Here is an 18,045-nt window from a genome sequence, read left to right as displayed (position 1 = left end):
ACGCCGCCAGCGTTCGTCCTGAGCCAGGATCAAACTCTCCATAATAGATAAAACTATTTGAAAGCTTAATTGCTCATTTGCGTTGCTAGCGAGATTTTGCAATCTCTTTTTTGAACGATTACTCGTTCGTGCTTACTCACTCGTTGTTCAGTTTTCAAAGATCAATTTCTTTCGTTCACTGCCGTGTTACCGAAGCAGCGAGAAGTAATATACCATACTGNTCGTTCGTGCTTACTCACTCGTTGTTCAGTTTTCAAAGATCAATTTCTTTCGTTCACTGCCGTGTTACCGAAGCAGCGAGAAGTAATATACCATACTGATTTTTATTTTGCAACTAGTTTTTCTAGTTACTTTCACCAGCCTGTCTTGCGGCCGGAGTGATAATATACCATGGTTATCAAACGTAATGCAATGTTTTATTTTTCCAATTACAAAAAAGTTTCTAAGGTTGATTCTTACCTCTTTAATAACAAAAAAACACCTGCTGCTTAAGCACGTGTTCTTTATACTCACTTTTTTGAAAGCAATCTTAAAACCGACGCTTTTAATGTTTAGTAATCCGAAAACAAAGGCATTATAATTCTGTTCACTCTATAAGAAGCTTCCTCAACAAGCGCTCGACAGCTCACTCAGCTGCACTAATTTCCATCATACGCTCATGAACCACATAACTGTTAACAATGGCAGCCGCAAACGTTGCCCGATTGTTTCGAAAGTAATGAAACAAAATACGAGCTTCCGAACGCTCCTCATCATATTGCGAAAAGTTAAAGAAGTCATCATCTACCCAACCCTCACAACGGAGGCTTTCAATCGATTCTGCAATTATACTAGGGATGACCGGCTTGGTTATCGTTGTCATATTCCCACTCCTCGGAGTATATTCAGATACCGTTTATTACCCGTTTTTGCCCACATCAGGAAACAATAGCGATTATTTATAATAACAGGATTATTCGTTGGCAGGATCGGCTTCTTTTGATTGGCTTTCTTCAGCATATTAAGTTCACCTCCTTGCTTACTTTCTTATGTACTTGTTACTCATTCTAACCAATCTATTAATCTATTAAACCTCAGAAAACTATTAATTTTGATCCGAACCAAAAATAGAAGCAAATAAAGAAGGAGCAGCATTAACTGCACCTTCACACTGTATTTTCAATACTCCATCGTTATGATCGGAGTACCTACGGTTAGTCGAGACTTGCCAGTCGTAGATTCTTGATGTAGAGCAATCTGCAGATTTACTGTTTGGTCACCACTCTTAATAGAAGAATGGAACTGCTTAGATGCCAGAGACGTACTTACCGTATTTTGATCTTTATAGCTTTCTACGATTTTGCCTTTAAAAGCTAGAGCAATAGAATCTACCAGCTCCGAGGAGCTCTTTTGACCAGATTGTTCTTGTTCATTTACATAACCTTGCACCATCACATTCCATTGGCCATTTATTCCGAGTTTCTTCAATTGTTCGCCCGCTTGTTCCTGCCATTTGACCAAATCCGACTGTTCGGCTCCATTATAAGCTTCTAATCGCAAGACGACATAGCAGGCTGATTGTCCTTGTGGACTTGCAACTGTTAAAGTGACGACCGCCCCGGGCACAACCTCGGATTTCGCTGTATAAATCGGATGTGAATTAGATTCACTCAATACTTCTGCCTGAGGAATTCCAAATGCTTGAGATAGTTTCTTCCCAACCTGCAGCATATCCTGATCAATACGACCGCACGTTCCATAATAGCCTGTATATTTGAAGGTTATTTGATTCTCACTCGTCATGTACGGTTTCACTGTGTTCAATAACTGAAGAGCTTCTTGTTCACCTTGCGCATCGGCATGACGAACCCATCCAAAAATCATACTTATAATGGACATACATATAATGGATAATAACCAGGATTTCTGCATATAAAAAGGCACCTCTTTACTAGAATCTTAAACTCTAGTAAAAGGATGCCCAAATCTAGCAAATGTTAAACAGAGGAGGTTTTCTCAAGTTCTTTTTCCCGGCGAACGATTTCTTCCATGGAAGTGTTAAGTGCGGCCTGTGGCCCAGGGAAGTGCTTTTTATAATAAGCCAAATCCATAATAATCAGAAGAATCAGCATCCCAGCTACGGCGTAGCCAGCCATTTGATTCGGAGGAATCACCATGACGATACAGATGAAAATGATCCACAAAAGCGCGACGATAGAAATGAATGTGCTATATTTTCCGAGATTCCATGGCCCGAGATGTTTATCTTGAAATCTGCCTTCCGCTTTCGCTCTCAGTTTGAGATAGATCGGAATGCCGTAAGCCACATATAAGCCCACAACACTGACCGCGGTTAGGAACGCTATCGTCGTGTAAGTTGCATCTGGATTCACCATTTTGATGATATAGTCGATGAAAGCGAGCAGGAAGGATAGGATAATGGCCAGCCATATGGCTTTGGCAGGTGTACGGTATTTCTTTGAAATTTGCGCCCATTGATGGCTCATCGGCATCCCTTTGTCACGAGAGAAGGCATACATCATACGTGAAAAGGAAGTGATAGAAGCTAGACCGCAGAACCACATCGCGGCGGTGACAAGCCATAGAATGACGGAACCGAATGTACCGCCCAGCGCTTGGCTGATGACATAGATGAAAGCATTGCTTGAACCGGCAGCAGCACCGGCATCCTTGATGGACAAGGTAACAAAAGCAAGCATAACGAATCCAATGACAAACGAGTAGGCAACGGATGTGAAAATACCCCAAGGCGCGCGCACACGAGGGTTAATGGTCTCTTCGATGGTATGAGCGGAGGCGTCGTAACCCGTAAATGTCCACTGCGCTTGCAAAAGTCCGATTAGAAAAGCTAACATATACGGTTTATCCGAGAACGTTTCGCCCACTTTGAATAAATAATCGACAGGATTCAAGCTGCCTTTGGTGAAAAAGGCAAGTGACAAAACCAGCACCGCCACCACAGCGATATGGTACCATGCCGAGAAGTCGTTAAGCTTAGAAACGATACGAATCCCGATATGATTCAGAATACCATGCGTAAGTAAGATGATCGTGAAACAAATCAACACGGTTGTATTGTTAGATTCATAACCGAACACACTCGCGATGAGCGGATCTGCGAATAGCGCTACCGAATAATCGATACCAGCCACAATCCCGATTTGGCCAATCAGATTGATCCATGCGGTGTACCAGCCCCAGCGTTTGTTTTTCAAAATAGCTGCCCAATGGTACAAGGCACCAGCCGTCGGAATCGCGGAAGCTAGCTCAGCCATGACAGCCGCGACGAACATGACAAAAAGAGCGACGATCGGCCAGCCAAAACCCATCATCCCCGCACCGCCATAGGTTAATCCGTGACCATATAAAGATACAGCGCCAGTAAGAATGGAAATGATGGAGAATGAAATCGCGAAATTAGAAAATCCACCCATACTGCGAAGCAGTTCTTGGGCATAACCGAACTTGTTTAAATCCCTTTTGTCTTTTTCATGATGATTGGAAGGGTTGCTCATCTTTTATCCTCCTCATCAAATAAATACGATTTGTACAAACAAGTTACAAGTCTCATTTCCCTAGGAAACTTTCATGCTTGCTTTCATCGAATTCGCGAATGCTTTTGTTGGCGATTCTGACAATCCATAAAGCAAACAAACACGTTACCGCAATAATTACGATGCCAATCGTCAGTTCCATTCGGCCTCCACCTCCTTCTCCAGAATCTTGACCCTTAGATTTCCTAGTTGATGAATGAAAACAAAAAGGTGCCCAGGTGCAGAGAACGACGTGTCATTCTTGACCTATGGCACCTTTGCCTGCTAGTTATCCTTTTGATTATGGATATGAGGGTTGTACAAGGAATATTCCGATTCTATTTTTCTTTCAGCTAGTGAATGAATTTGAGCCACGCAAGGACTATGTTTGAACTAATAGCTAGAATGGAAGATGGCGAGGTCTTTCATAAACAATTATTCGACGATACCTTAGATGCATCCTCATCTAGCATAAATATATGATCTCTATCGTTGATTGAGATTCAAAAGGAGATACGTCACAAGACATATCTCCTTTATCTTTTCGCCTACTCAATATCATCTTCATAGTCGGCTGCAAATTCATAAAACATTCCAGCTAGTTGATCATGAAATCCCCAACCCATCCCATCTGTATCCCGAACGATTCCCTTAAGCCTGTCGCGAAAGAGATGATACAATCCGCTACCGCTATCTGTTCTGATTTTATTTAAAGCATTTTGATACATAGACTCCATACTATAATAAAATGGTTCATCGATATCACCGTAACTGTTCGTAAAACTCACACCCAGCTCTACATAATAAATCATCAAATCTATCGTTCTCGCCTGATTGTTGCAAAGTTTACCGAATTCCGAAATCGCTTTTTTCGCTTCTGACAATTTAAGCTTTGGATGTCCGCGATCCGGGAAGAACTGATGCTCAATTTTCTTTTTGGCTTCATCAAACAATTGATTTTCTGTACTCTCAGGTTCCAGCATCATATGAATATAGCTTTTTACATCGCTACTTGATTTATAACAATCGATAATGATAGAGACTAGCTCTTCAGCCTTATACTTAATTGTTTCTTAAGCTCTGGTATGGAAATCTTGGTCATAGTAACTCTCTTTCCTTTCATTTCAAGTAATTATTCATTCTGTTTCAACTACAATTCCATCCCATTATACCCCATTGTTCGGTATCCTTTTACCCTTTTTCTGTACATACTCATGAGAAGTGGTACCTGAATGTCAACATAATCATAAATTTGAACGTCTTGTTTGTTAGCATGTGAACGATGTAATCTCCCTGCGTATTGCTGCAAGCTTCCTTTCCACGAGATCGGATGAACTAAAAATAACGTATCCAACCTGGCATCATCGAAGCCCTCTCCAATCAATTTACCAGTTGCAATAAAAACTCGTTCTTCGTTATCAGGTATGCTTGCAATTCGCTGCCTAATGGCCTCTCTTTGCTTTTTTCCCATACCGCCTCGTAATACAATTACATTTTTCGCGAACTTTTCAAGCTTTTTTTCAAAATACTCAACATGCGCTGTTCGCTCTGCTAGGAGGATCGGTGATCTTCCTTGATCCAAACATTTTAATAAATCGTCAAAAATCATCTCATTCCTTTTTTCATCTTCTACTAATAACTGATAAATTGTCTGAATAGGAGGACTGACCGTTTGAGATGGTAATTGAAAAGATGTATACCTTGGCAATACTTTATGTTCAAATCCTCTTGAAATAGCTTGGGACTTCGCGTCTATTCTAGTTCGAATCGGACCGCACTGCATAAGTACAATTGGTTGTTGTCCATCCTGCCTGGTTGGAGTAGCCGTTAAACCAACTACATATTTGGCATTTGCCTTTTTCAACACTTGCTCAAAGCTAAACGCAGAAACATGATGACATTCGTCTACAATGATTTGCCCATACTCTGTTAAGTAATCCTTTATTTGACCTTTATTATTTAAGCTTTGAATGACAGCAATATCGATAATACCCGTTCGCTTCTCCTTCCCGCCTCCGATGACACCGATATCTTTTGTTTGCAGATTAAGAAAAGTAGTTAATCTTTCCTTCCATTGATCCATTAATTCACGGCGATGCACCAACACTAAAGTATTCACTTTTCTGGAAGCAATAATTGAAGCCGCAACTACCGTTTTTCCAAAAGCCGTTGTAGCAGAAAGAATACCTGTATCATGAGCCAGGACTGATCTCGCGGCTGCATCCTGCAGGATTGAGAGTTGACCTGAAAACTGTATATCTACTTCTAATCCCTTATTCCTTTCATCGGTTATTGAACATTCAACATTGTACTTATTTAACAAATTAATGATTAAATGGAGACACCCTCTGGGCAAAGCAATATGCTTAGGAAAGTCTTCAGCACATCCGATGACGCGAGGTTTGCCATAAGTAGGCAACCGCATCGCTTGAGTTTTATAAAAGTCTGGATTTTGAAAGCTGGCGAGCTGCCTGATTCGATTAATTGCTTTATCTGATAATCCGTTCTTTTCGATATAGAGCATATTAGATAAAGTGATATGAACTTTCGATGGCAGTATCATATCCATTTCTTCTACGTCCAAATTCATTTGTTTTAATTCCCATGGTCTACCCTCTTCTATTTCCTCTTCCCAAATACCTGCGTTTAAAATTTTTGAATTTCTTGTAATCTGCTGCAGCTTGTTTTCTACTTCAGAAATACTCATTTTCTTTAAACCTGATAAAAAGCCCCATTGATCTTCATACGGAATAAAACCCTTGTCTACAAAAACACTATTCCCTTCTTTTCGAGGTCCTCCTTGCAAAGGTAGAGCTATCAAATTGCCAAACCCACCTCTTGGAAGTGTATCTTGATTAGGAAATAGACGATCATAGGAATCTAGACCAAGCTCATATCTGTTTTCCATCGTCCTGGTTAAAAGCGCACAGCCGAATTTCCGTGCCAAACTTGCTTCAACAGGCTGATCAAAAAATATCCATACATGCCCGCCGTTTCCCGAACGGGAGCGTTCCAACGAAGCAGGGATCTGAAGTTCTTCGCAAGTTGTTATGACGGCAGCTGCATCCTGTTTCCAATCTTGTTTATCAAAATCAATGGCTAGAAACCAACAAGTTTCATCCTGCAGCATTGGATAAACACCAATCGTACGGTTAATCTTTGCATCAAGATGGTGTGATACGATCTCATCCGTTACAGAGAGAAACTCTTTATGGGAGCAATCTGAGCACTTGATTTGAGGTTTCTTACAAACAAATGACCATTCGTTACCGCACACTGGAGAGTACCCAGATTTCCCCGTTTTACTTTCCCACCTGTTTGGATAAACGTCTTCACGACCACGAAAAAGACTGCGAAATAACGCAATCTTTTCACTCGGTGTAGAATAATTATGGACGTTGCCTTTTTCGAGTTCTAGCTTAACAATTGGTTCTTTCATCACAATAGCATCTTGAAGAAGACTACAATTAACAACCTCAGAATCATCTTTTGTAAAAATAGCAAGCTTTTGCTTCAGTTGATGATTCTCCTGATTCAATCGTTCAATTTCTTTCAGCGCGAGCTCCAGCTTTCTTGCTAGATCGTTCATAATTCCTCCGGGAACGTAACTTTATAAGGTTAGTTTATCATATTAATATTAGAGGTTAGGAATAAAAAAGCCGTCCTTTCACATTAAATTGTGATACAGACTGAAAAGAGACCCCATGAAGGAGTCCCCTTTTCATTCCTTTATCGCTCAATGACCTTGATTAACGTTTTCCTATAAAATAGTGGGTTGAAAATCTGCAAATTCGGTACTAAGCTGCCGATCCGAGGCTCGTGGGGAACGAGGGGACGCTATTTTGACTAATATATCGATATTGGGCCATTATGCGGAACGTGGGGACGCTATTTTGGTGTTTTTGCGGATTTTACACCTCTGAAGTGTAAAATAGAGGCTCCTCGTTCCGCGAAACCATGAAATACACGGTTTCGAGCAAAATAAGGTATCCTCGTTCCACAGGGGTTGGGGCTACGCGATGAAATTTGTAGACTGACCATGTTTCCACAGAATTCCCCCAATATTAGTTCACGTAGAGAAGACTCCGCCTCATCCCATTAGAAATACCTTATATATAATCTAGATATTTATGTGCTCTCTCATTTTTTAGAGACCACACCCGCTCAATAAACTCCCCAGCCGACAAAGGTTTACTGATCAAATATCCTTGAACACCATCACAACCTTGTTCACGCAAGTAAGAAAGCTGTTCACTCGATTCGACTCCTTCGGCGATTACTTTCATGTTTAAGCTATGCGCCAATTTGATAATTCCGCTTATGATCAATTCGTCTTTTGGAGACATGTTTAAGTTATCAATAAAAGACTTATCCATTTTCAAATAATCAAATGAAAAATGCTTCAAATAGCTAAGCGAAGAGTAACCCACTCCAAAATCATCGATGGAAATAGATATACCGAGCTCTTTTATTTCTTCAAGCACCTTCATCGTATGTTGGGTATTCTGCAGCAGCATGCTTTCCGTTATCTCAATTTCAAGCCACTGAGGATCTAGCTCCGTTTCCCGCAAAATTTGCCCAATCGTACGAACTAAATGCTCATTCTGTAATTGAATGGAGGAAAGATTAACCGACATCACGATAGGAGGAAAACCCGCATCCTGCCAAGCTTTATTCTGCCTACATGCCGTCCTTAATACCCATTCCCCTATGGGCAGGATCAATCCACTCTCCTCAGCGATCGGAATAAATTGAACAGGCGACATAAGTCCCAATTCTTGATTTTCCCATCGAATGAGGGCCTCTACTCCGTTAATTTTATCATTAATCAAATCGATCTTCGGTTGAAAATGCAAGTAAAATTCTTCACGCTCAATCGCTTTGTGCAAGTTAGAATGTATCTTGTGCTTGGCTTCATTAAGCTCTTGAATATTTTCCGAATATACGCTGTAGGTGTTTCCGCCGGATTCTTTGGCGCGGTACATAGAGGCATCTGCATTTTTGATCAGCGTTCCCACATCGGTCCCATGTTCAGGATATATACAAATCCCTATACTGGTCGTTATATATAATTCTCTATTGTATAAGTAAAACGGTTCAGCTAATGCTCGCAGGATCTCATCGGCAACTGGAATGACCTCATCTGTATGGCTTAGATTCGGAAAAATAATCGTAAATTCATCGCCCCCCAGCCTAGATACGATAGATCCTTCCGGAACAGCTTGGATAATACGTTTGGACACATCTACTAATAGAAGATCACCTGTATAATGCCCCAACGTATCATTTACTTGTTTGAATTTATCTAGATCCAGAAACATTAATCCTGCTAAGGAGTTGCTACGAGCTTTTTCTAATGTTTCCGCCATGCGCTCCTGAAAGTTGCTTCGGTTCGGCAGCCCGGTTATTTCATCGAAGTAAGCCATTCTATGAATAATCTGTTCCGCTTGCTTCTGTTCAGTAATATCCTTAGCAATTCCATAGACGCCAACAATTTGCTCATTTACTACCGTCGGACCACAAGTTATGAACATATCACGGCTCTTACCTTCTTTTGTTAAAAAGCCCATCGTAAATTGTTGCGGATTTCCCAGCAGCGCTTGTTCTATACGATGTATCACATCTTGTTTCCCTGTAGAATTCACATATTCGAATAAATTAACATCCATTATAGACTCTGGGGAATAGCCAAGTAATTTCTCTAACATCGGGTTAATACTCGTAATTTTACCAGATAGATCTAATGTAAAAACAATATCTGGATTACGGTCAAATAATGACTGGTAACGTTGTTTGCTTTCTTCTATTTTATACATATGCTTGTTATACGCTGTGATTAGGAAGTTAATGAAGATCATGAGAAAGACCGCAAAAATGATCTCGATAACTAAGTCACTCGAATTTGTTTGTTTCAGAAAATGGTACAAAAAAATGGCTACTATGGCTAATGAAGCTTGCACTTTAACAATCTTAATAATTGAAATTTCATTAAAAAAAGGAATTTTACTTACAAATTTCATGATTCCCGCACGTATGAATAAGTTAACATTCTCAAAAACAAAGGTCATACAAATAACTTGAACAATCAGTGGTAGCTTGGTTGTAAACTGCAGAATCGCTGCTGCACACACCATACTAATAAAATACATGCCTACTGTTGAAAATAACCGATACCAGTTAATCTTATAAAATGGTTTGGTAGCTAACAAAAAAAACATTATTGTGCTTACAAGGATAGGAACTGTACTTGCTGAAATTCCCATAACATACATCAAATAAAGAATTCCTAATGTTGATCCATTGTACAAAAGTCCTTTAGACATTTTAATTGGAAATATATCAACTATAAATGTTAAGACGCATATAAGAACTATAGGTTCCCAAACTCTATTAGATTCAAGAAATTTCAGACAGATAAATGTTGTGTAAATGCCAATTAAGAATAATATCAGAGTGTATAGATTTTTATCCTTCATGCTGCTCCCTCTTCGAAGTGATTCCTAATAGAAATCTAATAAATCCGAATCCTACACTAATATCTCCAATACTTATCACATGTTTGAAAAAAGGAATCCAATCTCCCAACCACCAATAATAGGATGTATTCATTAGCTGATGTCGAGGATCGCCTGTAACAAAAGCAGAACCATTATACCCAGACATCATCAGCGCCTTTTCTGATACTGGCATTAAACCGCCGTGTATACTAATGGCAAATAAATTAAACAAAGCCCCAAAACATATAAAATTAATTCCTGGTAAATTCCTGTTCATCCATAAGCCTAAGATCATTATAGCAAACGAGAATTCGACTAGAATAGGATAATCGCGCCCAGTTCTATTACTCAACCAATATATAAAAATTTGAAACGCAAAGGTACCGATCAATAAGTAAGGCATTCTGAAAGCTGCAAAGGAATCAACAATTGTCAATAAATTGCGTTTCAGGATGATACAAAGTAGAAGGCCTGCAAGTATGAAGTAAATCATATATGTTCATTCCTTTATATAAAAAAATGAAAGGAACTAGGTTTTGCCTAGCTCCTTTTTTGGGATTAAGGCCCCCAAGGCTGTGATACAACGGATGAATAAACCATAGCAGTCAAAACAAGAGTCATAAGTATCCAATTCTTCCAATTTTTCATTGCATTTCCTCCCCTTTGTTTGAAAAGAATGTGTCTAGTCAAATGGAAAAATCCACTAAAGAAATTATACTTTTAATGGATTTTTTATACAACGAAAATATTCAAAATATTCGATAATTCGATATAAAATGACATTCGATGTTCCCATGCAATGAAATTGGCTACCCATATACCTCTATTCTGAAGATGCCGAATTAAATTGAATGCCGCGGCCAATGATCCCTTATCTCTGCCCATAAATGGCAAATCGAAAAAATGAAATACCTATTGACTTTTCACTTTATAAAGCCTATTATTATCTCATAACTAAGAATCTTAATTTTGAGATACTTGAAATTAAATAAACACATTCGAAGGAGTGTTGATATGTACGATATCGCAGTGATTGGCGCAGGTCCCGCGGGAGCAAGTGCAGCATTGTTTGCAGCAAAAGCAGGAAAGAATACTTTACTCATCCATAATGATAAAAGTATGATTAGCGAAATGAATGGCAAGAGATACGTTGATCATGATATTTTGAAACTTCTGAATAAAAATTGACCAACTTTACACAATTCGTAAAAGGAGTGGTTCACTATGCTTACCATTTTAAATAAAATTAATGAGCTTTCAAGAAAAGAGAAGGAAATCGGATTAACGGAGATTGAAAAAACAGAACAAGCCAATCTGCGTAAAGAATACCTTCAAATATTTCGTGGTTCAATAGACAGCTTGCTCTTGAATTCTACAATTATTGATCCGAACGGAGATAATGTTACCCCTGAAAGATTAAAAAATGAACAGGCCAGAATAGCTGCAAAATAAATGCTTCCTGAGTGATAGGAACCAAAATGTGCTAAAATTGAGGCATACCGGTAAGGAATTCATATTATTCAATGGAGGTTACACCATGGGCAAAATAGGAATATTCGGATTTGGGCGTATTGGCAGACAATTATTAAGAGTGGCTTTACAGGATCAACTATTCGTTCCCGTGTCCATCTCCGATATTAAAGACGCAGCAACACTTGCCGCTCTGTTCGAAGTTGATACCAATTATAAGCGCTGGCACGAAGCTGTATCGGCACAAGAAGGTAGTATGGTAATCGGTGGACGCGAAATTCAGTTTATCGACTCATCGAAGGAAGTCCCTAATTGGAAACAATTAGATGTAGATCTGGTAATTGACTGTACAGGCCGAGCTGTCACCCGAGCTGTTGCTCAGGTCCATTTGGATCGCGGGGCAAATAGAGTATTAGTTAGTGGTCCTAGCAAGAGCCTTGAAGATTGTGACGCTGTATTGCTGAAAGGGATAAATCTGGATAGTTTTGATCCGGAAAAGCATAAAATTATTAGTATGGCGAGTTGTACGACCAACGCATTGGCTCCAGTGGTCAAAATAGTCAAAGAAAACTTCGGGATTAAGTATGGTCTTTTCTCCACTGTCCATTCTTATACGAACACTCAGTCACTAACGGATCAGCCTATGAAGGATCGCCGAGATTCGTGGGCTGCAGCTGAGAATATCATTCCTTCTTCATCAGGGGCTGCAAGAGCCCTTAAATTTATCTGGAATGATCTGCAGATTACCGGAAAGGCATACCGGATTCCAACGCGCACCGGAAGTATTGCTGAATTAAACCTTGTGACAGAAAAGCCATGTACGGTACAGCAGGTAAATGATATTTTCCGCAGCGCTGCTGCAGATGGTCAATTGAAGGGTGTTCTTGATGTTCTGGAAGGTGAATGGGCATCATCTCGTATTGTCGGCGACCCCCACTCTTCCATCATTGACCTTCCTTTGACCCAACTGCAGGGTGAAATCCTATCCGTCGCAACTTGGTACGATAATGAATGGGGTTACGCTTCGCGATTAGCAGAAGTTGCAGCTTTTCTGGTTAATAAATAAAATCGGCTACCTTTGAATAAGTAGGATCACCTCCGTTTATAATAGAGGTGATCCTACTTCAGCTCGATCAATTAATTATATGACATCCATACCGTATTTCCCACAACCTCAAAACCTTGCTTATACCAAAAATTACGTGACTTTTCTAACGAATAAACATACATTTTCTTATTAGGGTATTTCAGTTTAAGCCAATCCATGAAGAAAGCTGCATAGCCCTTCCGCTCAAATTCTTTCAGTATATCCAATGCTTCTATAAATACATAATCTGTTTTGTTCTTGATATCAATATAGAAGTCTTGCTCTAAGTATTTTTCATCATCGTTAAAATAATCGTTCTCCGCTTTCTGAATTAACTGTTTCGCACTCGTGTATTCCCAAACCACGGCATACCCTACCATCGTGTTATCAACTTCAATAAGATATACATCATTAGGCAGTTCCGAGCTTTCCTTCTTACTCAATTCCCCTGCATGGTAGCCGGATAGCAATTCACTTAATATCGTTTGGAACTCTTGATCGAATGGTCTTTTCGTAATTGTAGGCATTATAAATCTCCTTTTCACTTGTCGCTAACGGAAGTATAACATATATCTACACCACATCCCTTATGTTGGTTAATAGTGTTAACTATAGCTAATCATGTATACGCTTCGTAATATTCACTAGTATTTTGCTTTATAAAATATCAGATTATCAAGCATTTACGAAGTCAGACTGCTCTCGTTCAAAGATGCCATCGTCCCTTTGCGCTTGCCTTTGGCAACGTGCCGCTGAATAAACAAAACGCCCCCGAGCGATATGAGAAGAACAGGAATAAAACCCACATACCAGATAGCTTCATACACTCCGTGATGGACCGATATATAGACAAACACCGCTAGGTAGAGCAGCAGATAGCCCAAGCTGACCGCACGGGACAACGTCAGGTTCGGCACCGAGAAACGTTTCTTCGCCTTCTGGCCCATCAACACCAAATACTCCGGCGTCGGTGTCTCCATATAAGGACGAATGGACATGAAGGGCCAGTCTTCCCCGACCTTCTTCGCCGAAGGCCGTTCGCTGGCGCATTGTCCCTGCAGCTTGTCCGTTTCTTGACCACAAGCACAGTACCCGACATACATCAGCGAGTACGCCTCCACCTCGGAGAACGCGTTCAGATCGGTCCTCATCGTCATCGCCAGCGTCCGTACCGTCGGATCAATGCCGGGGATCTCTTTTCGCATGTCCACAATGGTATCATCCGTCCCCTCGATCCGAAGGTCGCGAATGGCACTCATGAAAAGGTCCTGAATGCGAAAGAACGACTCAACAGCATCGACCTCCACATAATTCTCAATACTTAGCGGCTTGGACGCATCGCTGAGCAGGACCGACATTCCCTTCTGCCAAAGCAACTGAATGGCATGGCCGCCTAGATTGTCCAATACTCCTCCGTCCACCCCATGCACCATACGATCCCCGAACGGGATAGTAATGGGGTTGAAGAGACCGGGGACGCAAGCAGAGGCCGCCACCGCCTTGGATAGGGGTAGATTTATCATCTCATCAGCGCGAATCGCATGATTGCGCTCATTTTGCCTCCATAGTAAGCTGGTCAGTTTCGTGGAGATAAATAAAGGCTGTCCATTCTCCAGAATGGAGGTGTTCAGGATCAGTTCAGGCTTCCTGTTCTTGGGATGGACAGGAGGGTCCATCAGGTCACCCAGAACGGCCGTCCGAAACATAAGAGCTCTCATTCCCTGCTCCAGCTTGGAGTCGAAGATGACCGCCGGGTTCATAGCAGGTACTACCTTATGAACCAGCCGTAGCAGCCACTTCAGGATCGGCTCCGGAACCAAACGTGAGATGCCGCCGGTGATGACTACGCGATTCCGTAAATCTTCCTGTACAACAGCAACAAACGCCTGGATAACCCGCTGCATTAGGTCCCGGTAGTCCTGGTCGGTCAACGGCCGATCGTTCCGAAGCTCCTCGCACAGCATCTGGTAATAAAAGGCGCCCACAATCGAACCGCCGGAAACGGTAGATAGAGCGTCAACATCCTTCAACAATCCTTCATCGGCCAGTCGGGCCATTACACCAAGATGAAACAAGGACGCCCGGTAACCGCCGCCGGATAAGGCCAATCCAATCATATTTGTTCACTCTCCCGCTCGTTAGACTGCAACTACCAAGGATAAACGACTCCGTCGTCCTTCTGGGACGAGCGCGTTTGTCAAGGTAGATGCGAAGCAAAAGTATAAAACTTATACTTTCTTATCTACAAAAAAAGCACCACGTAGGGTGCCTGCTGTTAATCGGTTATTTGATCATTCACCGACGTCGGAAACGCTTCTTCCAGGCTTGCTTGGTTATCCCGCTGGCTGTCCGTTAGTTCCTTAGCCGTTTCCTGTTGTTTCTCTTTATCTGACATCAATCGCCACCCCCTGATGATTACAGTTCGACACATGGGAGAATTATCCTCTACAGAAACTTGCATTTTTCGCAATACAGAAAACAGAAATATGCTTGGAGAGTTCAAATCTCCGTTCAAATAGGAAGCTAAGCTCTTGCCTTTGTCAAGAAAACCTAGAAGCAACAGCTTCTAGGTTTTTGTCTTTAATATTTATCTACATGCACTTCCTATGCGGGTCAATGGCTCTCGGCTCTAGTAGCTGCTTATAGTGAGTGGTCGGTGACCGATTAGTGTGATTGTGAAGGCATATGATGCTGTTGGTGATGATGAGGATGGGTTTGCCCAGTATGGTGGTGATGTTGTGTATGATGAGGATGCTGAGTATGGTGTTGAAGATGATGCATAGGATGATGATGCATGTAATGATGATGTGGGTAGTAGGCAACGTGGTGATGCATCGGATGGTGAGCAAGGTGATGCATGGGATGATAGGCATGATGGTGGTGTGGGTGATAGGCGGAATGATGCTGCGGATGGTAAGCATGGTGAGAATGGTGAGGCTGTGTATAATGAGCATGTTCGTGATGTGGAGTCATTGGATAATGCGCTCCCGGTGCTACTGAAGGCTGCTGATAGATAGGGAGGTTATCTCCCGTCAATGTCGGCGCTTGTTGAACTGGATAGTAGGTCTCCGTCAATGTAGGCGCTTGTTGAACTGGATGGTAGGTCTCCGTCAATGTCGGAGCTAGTTGAGCAGGATGATAAGTCTCAGTCCTTGTTGCAGCTTGATAAATAGGAAGGTTATCCTCCGTTGATAAATTGCGATTTGTCATTTTCTTTCCCCTTTCTGAAGTAGGCATACGTCATCATATGCAAGGCTTCGTAAATAGGGCATTGTCTATAAAAATTGGGCTCATTTAACATGTTTGGTTAAAAATCCAGCTTTTTCGAACATAAATCCAATCTCCTACTTTCGCAATAATGGGTTTCTCCCGTAAACGATGCTGAAACTCTGCGAAGTAGGAGAAATCCGGATGAACATAACGATCTGTCAGAAATGCTGATTTTGTACTGCCAAGCATTCTGTTATTATTCAGGACTTTAATGACTTCTTCCCCAGAAGTAACTCCGAGGCCATGTCCATGTCCATAAAAAAGGTCGTTTTCTATCAAGACGACGTTTTCTCCTTTCCACCAGGGTACCGAAGGTACAAAGTCGGGGTTCTCAAAATAGAGCACATCACCAATCACAGCTTCCTCATTATAGGTCCGATCGATTAGGTGCAATTTGCTGTTGGAATGCCAATCAAATAATAAAAGGTCCGCAAACAATATATCGAATTGTCTAGGATCTATGGATTCTAATAGCGCTTTGTACAAGACGACGACGACAGCCATTGAGCATTCGAATGCGTAGGAGCTGCCGTTTGTAAATATATCCCTTATCGCATCTTGTGGAGCAAATCCGCTATTCAGCTGGAACCTCCCTTGATTAGTTAAGTGCCAATACGTCGGGTTACATAGCGTTTTTTTGAAATCTGCAAAATAGACACCAGCTTTACTCAGCTCTTTCGCGGACTCCGCAATCTGCGTTCGCATGTACAGTTCAAACAACAGGGTATAAACGGAATCATACCGATACTCAATAGGGCTGTTCTGCTTCTTTTGATAAATGGTTAGTTCTAACTCAGACAGCGTACCTTCCTCAAAGGCTATTTTGCTGGTACCTTCGATTAAAATCATGGACTTCTCCTCATTATGAAAGATCTATAAGCGGTATTCACCTATTTTTATATGTGGAATTTCGAAGTTATGTGAATGCTTAACTTTTCAGCCGCACTGTTTTTCCTGTTTAACTCGGCTATACGCCAGCTGATATAATAAGTAAGGAAAGGGAGTGTGAAATGGATGAATCGAGTCATCGATCAATATATTCGCAGCGAGGAAGAGCAGGATTGGGTCAGAAAAGCAGAGGAGCTGGCTGCCCTTTTTGCGGGGAGGGCCACGCGGCATGACCAAGAGGGATCGTTTCCATTTGAGAATTTCGCAGACCTGCGCGAGGCCGGGTACTTAAAGCTTACCGTTCCTGAAGAATTCGGCGGGAATGGTATCTCGCTTTACACCCTCGTCATGCTGCAGGAGAGGCTAGCTTACGGGGACGGATCGACCGCATTGGCCGTTGGCTGGCATGTTGGTCAGATTCTTCATCTCCAGACAACCCGGAAATGGCCGGAGGCCATTTTTGCCGATTTGTGCCGTTCCGTCGTGAGCGACGGGACGATGATCAATACCTTCGCTAGCGAAGCAGCATCCGGCAGCCCAAGCCGGGGCGGAAAGCCCGAAACGACGGCAGTCCCTGCTGACGGCGGATGGCGGATTACGGGACGCAAAACGTTTAGTACGCTTTCCCCTATCCTCGATCGTTTTGTGGTATCGGCGTATATCCCGGATGAAGACTGTACGGACGACTTCCTGATTCATTGGACGGACCGGGTGACCTTGGTGGAAACCTGGGATACACTCGGGATGCGCGCGACCGGAAGTCACGATGTGGTGTTGAATGGCGTTTTTGTGGACAAAGACATGAGGCTCTCCGGAAAAGGCATGGATGACGGGGGCGGCTGGCTTCTGCATATTCCGGCCTGTTACATGGGCATTGCCATGGCGGCACGTGATTACGCCCTTGAATTTGCCCGCTCCTATCGACCCAACCATATGAACGAACCGATCGCCGCACTCCCTTCCGTCCAGCATTCGATCGGAGAGATGGAAATCGAATTACGAACCGCACGTTCGCTCCTTTATGCGGCGGCGGATCGCTGGGATCGTGAGATTGAAGACCGACCCGCTTTGAAACCTGAGCTCGGCTTGGCCAAGTATGTTGCCACCAACAACGCCATCAAAATCGTGGACTTGGCAATGAGAATTGTCGGTGCCGCGAGTTTGTCCCGCAATCGACCTTTGGAACGGTATTACCGCGATGTTCGTGCAGGCCTGCATAATCCGCCAATGGATAGCACGGTGCTTCATACCTTGGCTAAAGCCGCTTTAGCCGAGACACCTTTGTAATCCGAGAGAGACG

15 protein-coding genes and 1 pseudogene are annotated in these 18,045 nt (G+C 42.1%); 4 read left to right on the top strand and 12 right to left on the bottom strand.

The genetic code is table 11. The features are described 5' to 3' along the window. Positions 1-625: 625 nt before the first annotated feature. The 8 genes from ASG93_RS08640 to ASG93_RS08610 form a co-directional block, all read right to left on the bottom strand. On the bottom strand, positions 626-862 hold the full coding sequence (locus ASG93_RS08640) for a hypothetical protein (RefSeq protein ID WP_056830870.1): 237 nt from the start codon (positions 860-862) through the stop codon (positions 626-628). Positions 863-1,158: 296 nt separating this feature from the next. After that, entirely contained in the window at positions 1,159-1,911 is a 753-nt protein-coding gene (locus ASG93_RS08635) for a YwmB family TATA-box binding protein (protein WP_056830868.1), read from the bottom strand. 65 nt (positions 1,912-1,976) lie between these two features. After that, complete coding sequence (locus tag ASG93_RS08630; protein ID WP_056830866.1) at positions 1,977-3,515, bottom strand: amino acid permease; 1,539 nt, start codon at positions 3,513-3,515, stop codon at positions 1,977-1,979. A gap of 52 nt (positions 3,516-3,567) precedes the next feature. Continuing rightward, complete coding sequence (locus tag ASG93_RS36770; protein WP_261304047.1) at positions 3,568-3,696, bottom strand: hypothetical protein; 129 nt, start codon at positions 3,694-3,696, stop codon at positions 3,568-3,570. A 385-nt stretch (positions 3,697-4,081) separates the two neighbouring features. Further along, complete coding sequence (locus ASG93_RS08625) at positions 4,082-4,600, bottom strand: DUF6155 family protein (protein ID WP_268795998.1); 519 nt, start codon at positions 4,598-4,600, stop codon at positions 4,082-4,084. 83 nt (positions 4,601-4,683) lie between these two features. Further along, the gene (locus ASG93_RS08620; protein WP_056830861.1) at positions 4,684-7,122 is read right to left on the bottom strand and encodes a TOTE conflict system archaeo-eukaryotic primase domain-containing protein; all 2,439 of its coding nucleotides are present in this window, start codon (positions 7,120-7,122) and stop codon (positions 4,684-4,686) included. Between the two features lie 520 nt (positions 7,123-7,642). Continuing rightward, positions 7,643-10,009: an EAL domain-containing protein gene (locus ASG93_RS08615; protein WP_056830859.1), complete on the bottom strand. Its 2,367-nt coding sequence runs from the start codon at positions 10,007-10,009 to the stop codon at positions 7,643-7,645. Next, entirely contained in the window at positions 9,999-10,523 is a 525-nt protein-coding gene (locus tag ASG93_RS08610) for a DUF5317 family protein (RefSeq protein WP_056830857.1), read from the bottom strand. Before ASG93_RS08610 ends, ASG93_RS08615 begins: the two co-directional genes overlap by 11 nt. A 521-nt stretch (positions 10,524-11,044) precedes the next feature. Here ASG93_RS08610 and ASG93_RS34005 point away from each other — a divergent pair. The 3 genes and pseudogenes from ASG93_RS34005 to ASG93_RS08600 all read left to right on the top strand — a co-directional run. After that, positions 11,045-11,152 (top strand): annotated as a pseudogene (locus ASG93_RS34005) (FAD-dependent oxidoreductase); the annotation flags it as partial. A gap of 102 nt (positions 11,153-11,254) precedes the next feature. Further along, complete coding sequence (locus ASG93_RS08605; RefSeq protein ID WP_056830855.1) at positions 11,255-11,482, top strand: DUF896 domain-containing protein; 228 nt, start codon at positions 11,255-11,257, stop codon at positions 11,480-11,482. Positions 11,483-11,567: 85 nt separating this feature from the next. Next, positions 11,568-12,566, top strand: coding sequence for a type I glyceraldehyde-3-phosphate dehydrogenase (locus ASG93_RS08600; RefSeq protein WP_056830853.1), 999 nt, complete (start codon positions 11,568-11,570; stop codon positions 12,564-12,566). Positions 12,567-12,637: 71 nt separating this feature from the next. Here the strand turns inward: ASG93_RS08600 and ASG93_RS08595 are convergent, their stop codons facing one another. From ASG93_RS08595 to ASG93_RS08580, 4 genes are all read right to left on the bottom strand, one after another. Then, on the bottom strand, positions 12,638-13,114 hold the full coding sequence (locus tag ASG93_RS08595) for an N-acetyltransferase (protein WP_056830851.1): 477 nt from the start codon (positions 13,112-13,114) through the stop codon (positions 12,638-12,640). A 156-nt stretch (positions 13,115-13,270) separates the two neighbouring features. Beyond that, a complete protein-coding gene (locus tag ASG93_RS08590; RefSeq protein WP_056830849.1) occupies positions 13,271-14,704 on the bottom strand; it encodes a patatin-like phospholipase family protein in 1,434 nt (477 codons plus the stop codon). A 547-nt stretch (positions 14,705-15,251) separates the two neighbouring features. Further along, complete coding sequence (locus tag ASG93_RS34950; RefSeq protein ID WP_156410850.1) at positions 15,252-15,797, bottom strand: hypothetical protein; 546 nt, start codon at positions 15,795-15,797, stop codon at positions 15,252-15,254. Between the two features lie 84 nt (positions 15,798-15,881). Beyond that, positions 15,882-16,706 (bottom strand): hypothetical protein, encoded by an 825-nt coding sequence (locus ASG93_RS08580; protein WP_056830844.1) that lies wholly within the window; start codon positions 16,704-16,706, stop codon positions 15,882-15,884. A 165-nt stretch (positions 16,707-16,871) separates the two neighbouring features. Here ASG93_RS08580 and ASG93_RS08575 point away from each other — a divergent pair, with 165 nt between their 5' ends. Continuing rightward, positions 16,872-18,032, top strand: a complete 1,161-nt coding sequence (locus ASG93_RS08575) for an acyl-CoA dehydrogenase family protein (protein WP_056830843.1) — start codon at positions 16,872-16,874, stop codon at positions 18,030-18,032. The last annotated feature ends 13 nt before the right edge of the window (positions 18,033-18,045 follow it).

Source organism: Paenibacillus sp. Soil787, from assembly GCF_001429545.1.
In the GTDB taxonomy this organism is placed as follows: Bacteria; Bacillota; Bacilli; order Paenibacillales; family NBRC-103111; genus Paenibacillus_E.
This window is presented reverse-complemented; position numbering and strand designations above follow the sequence as displayed.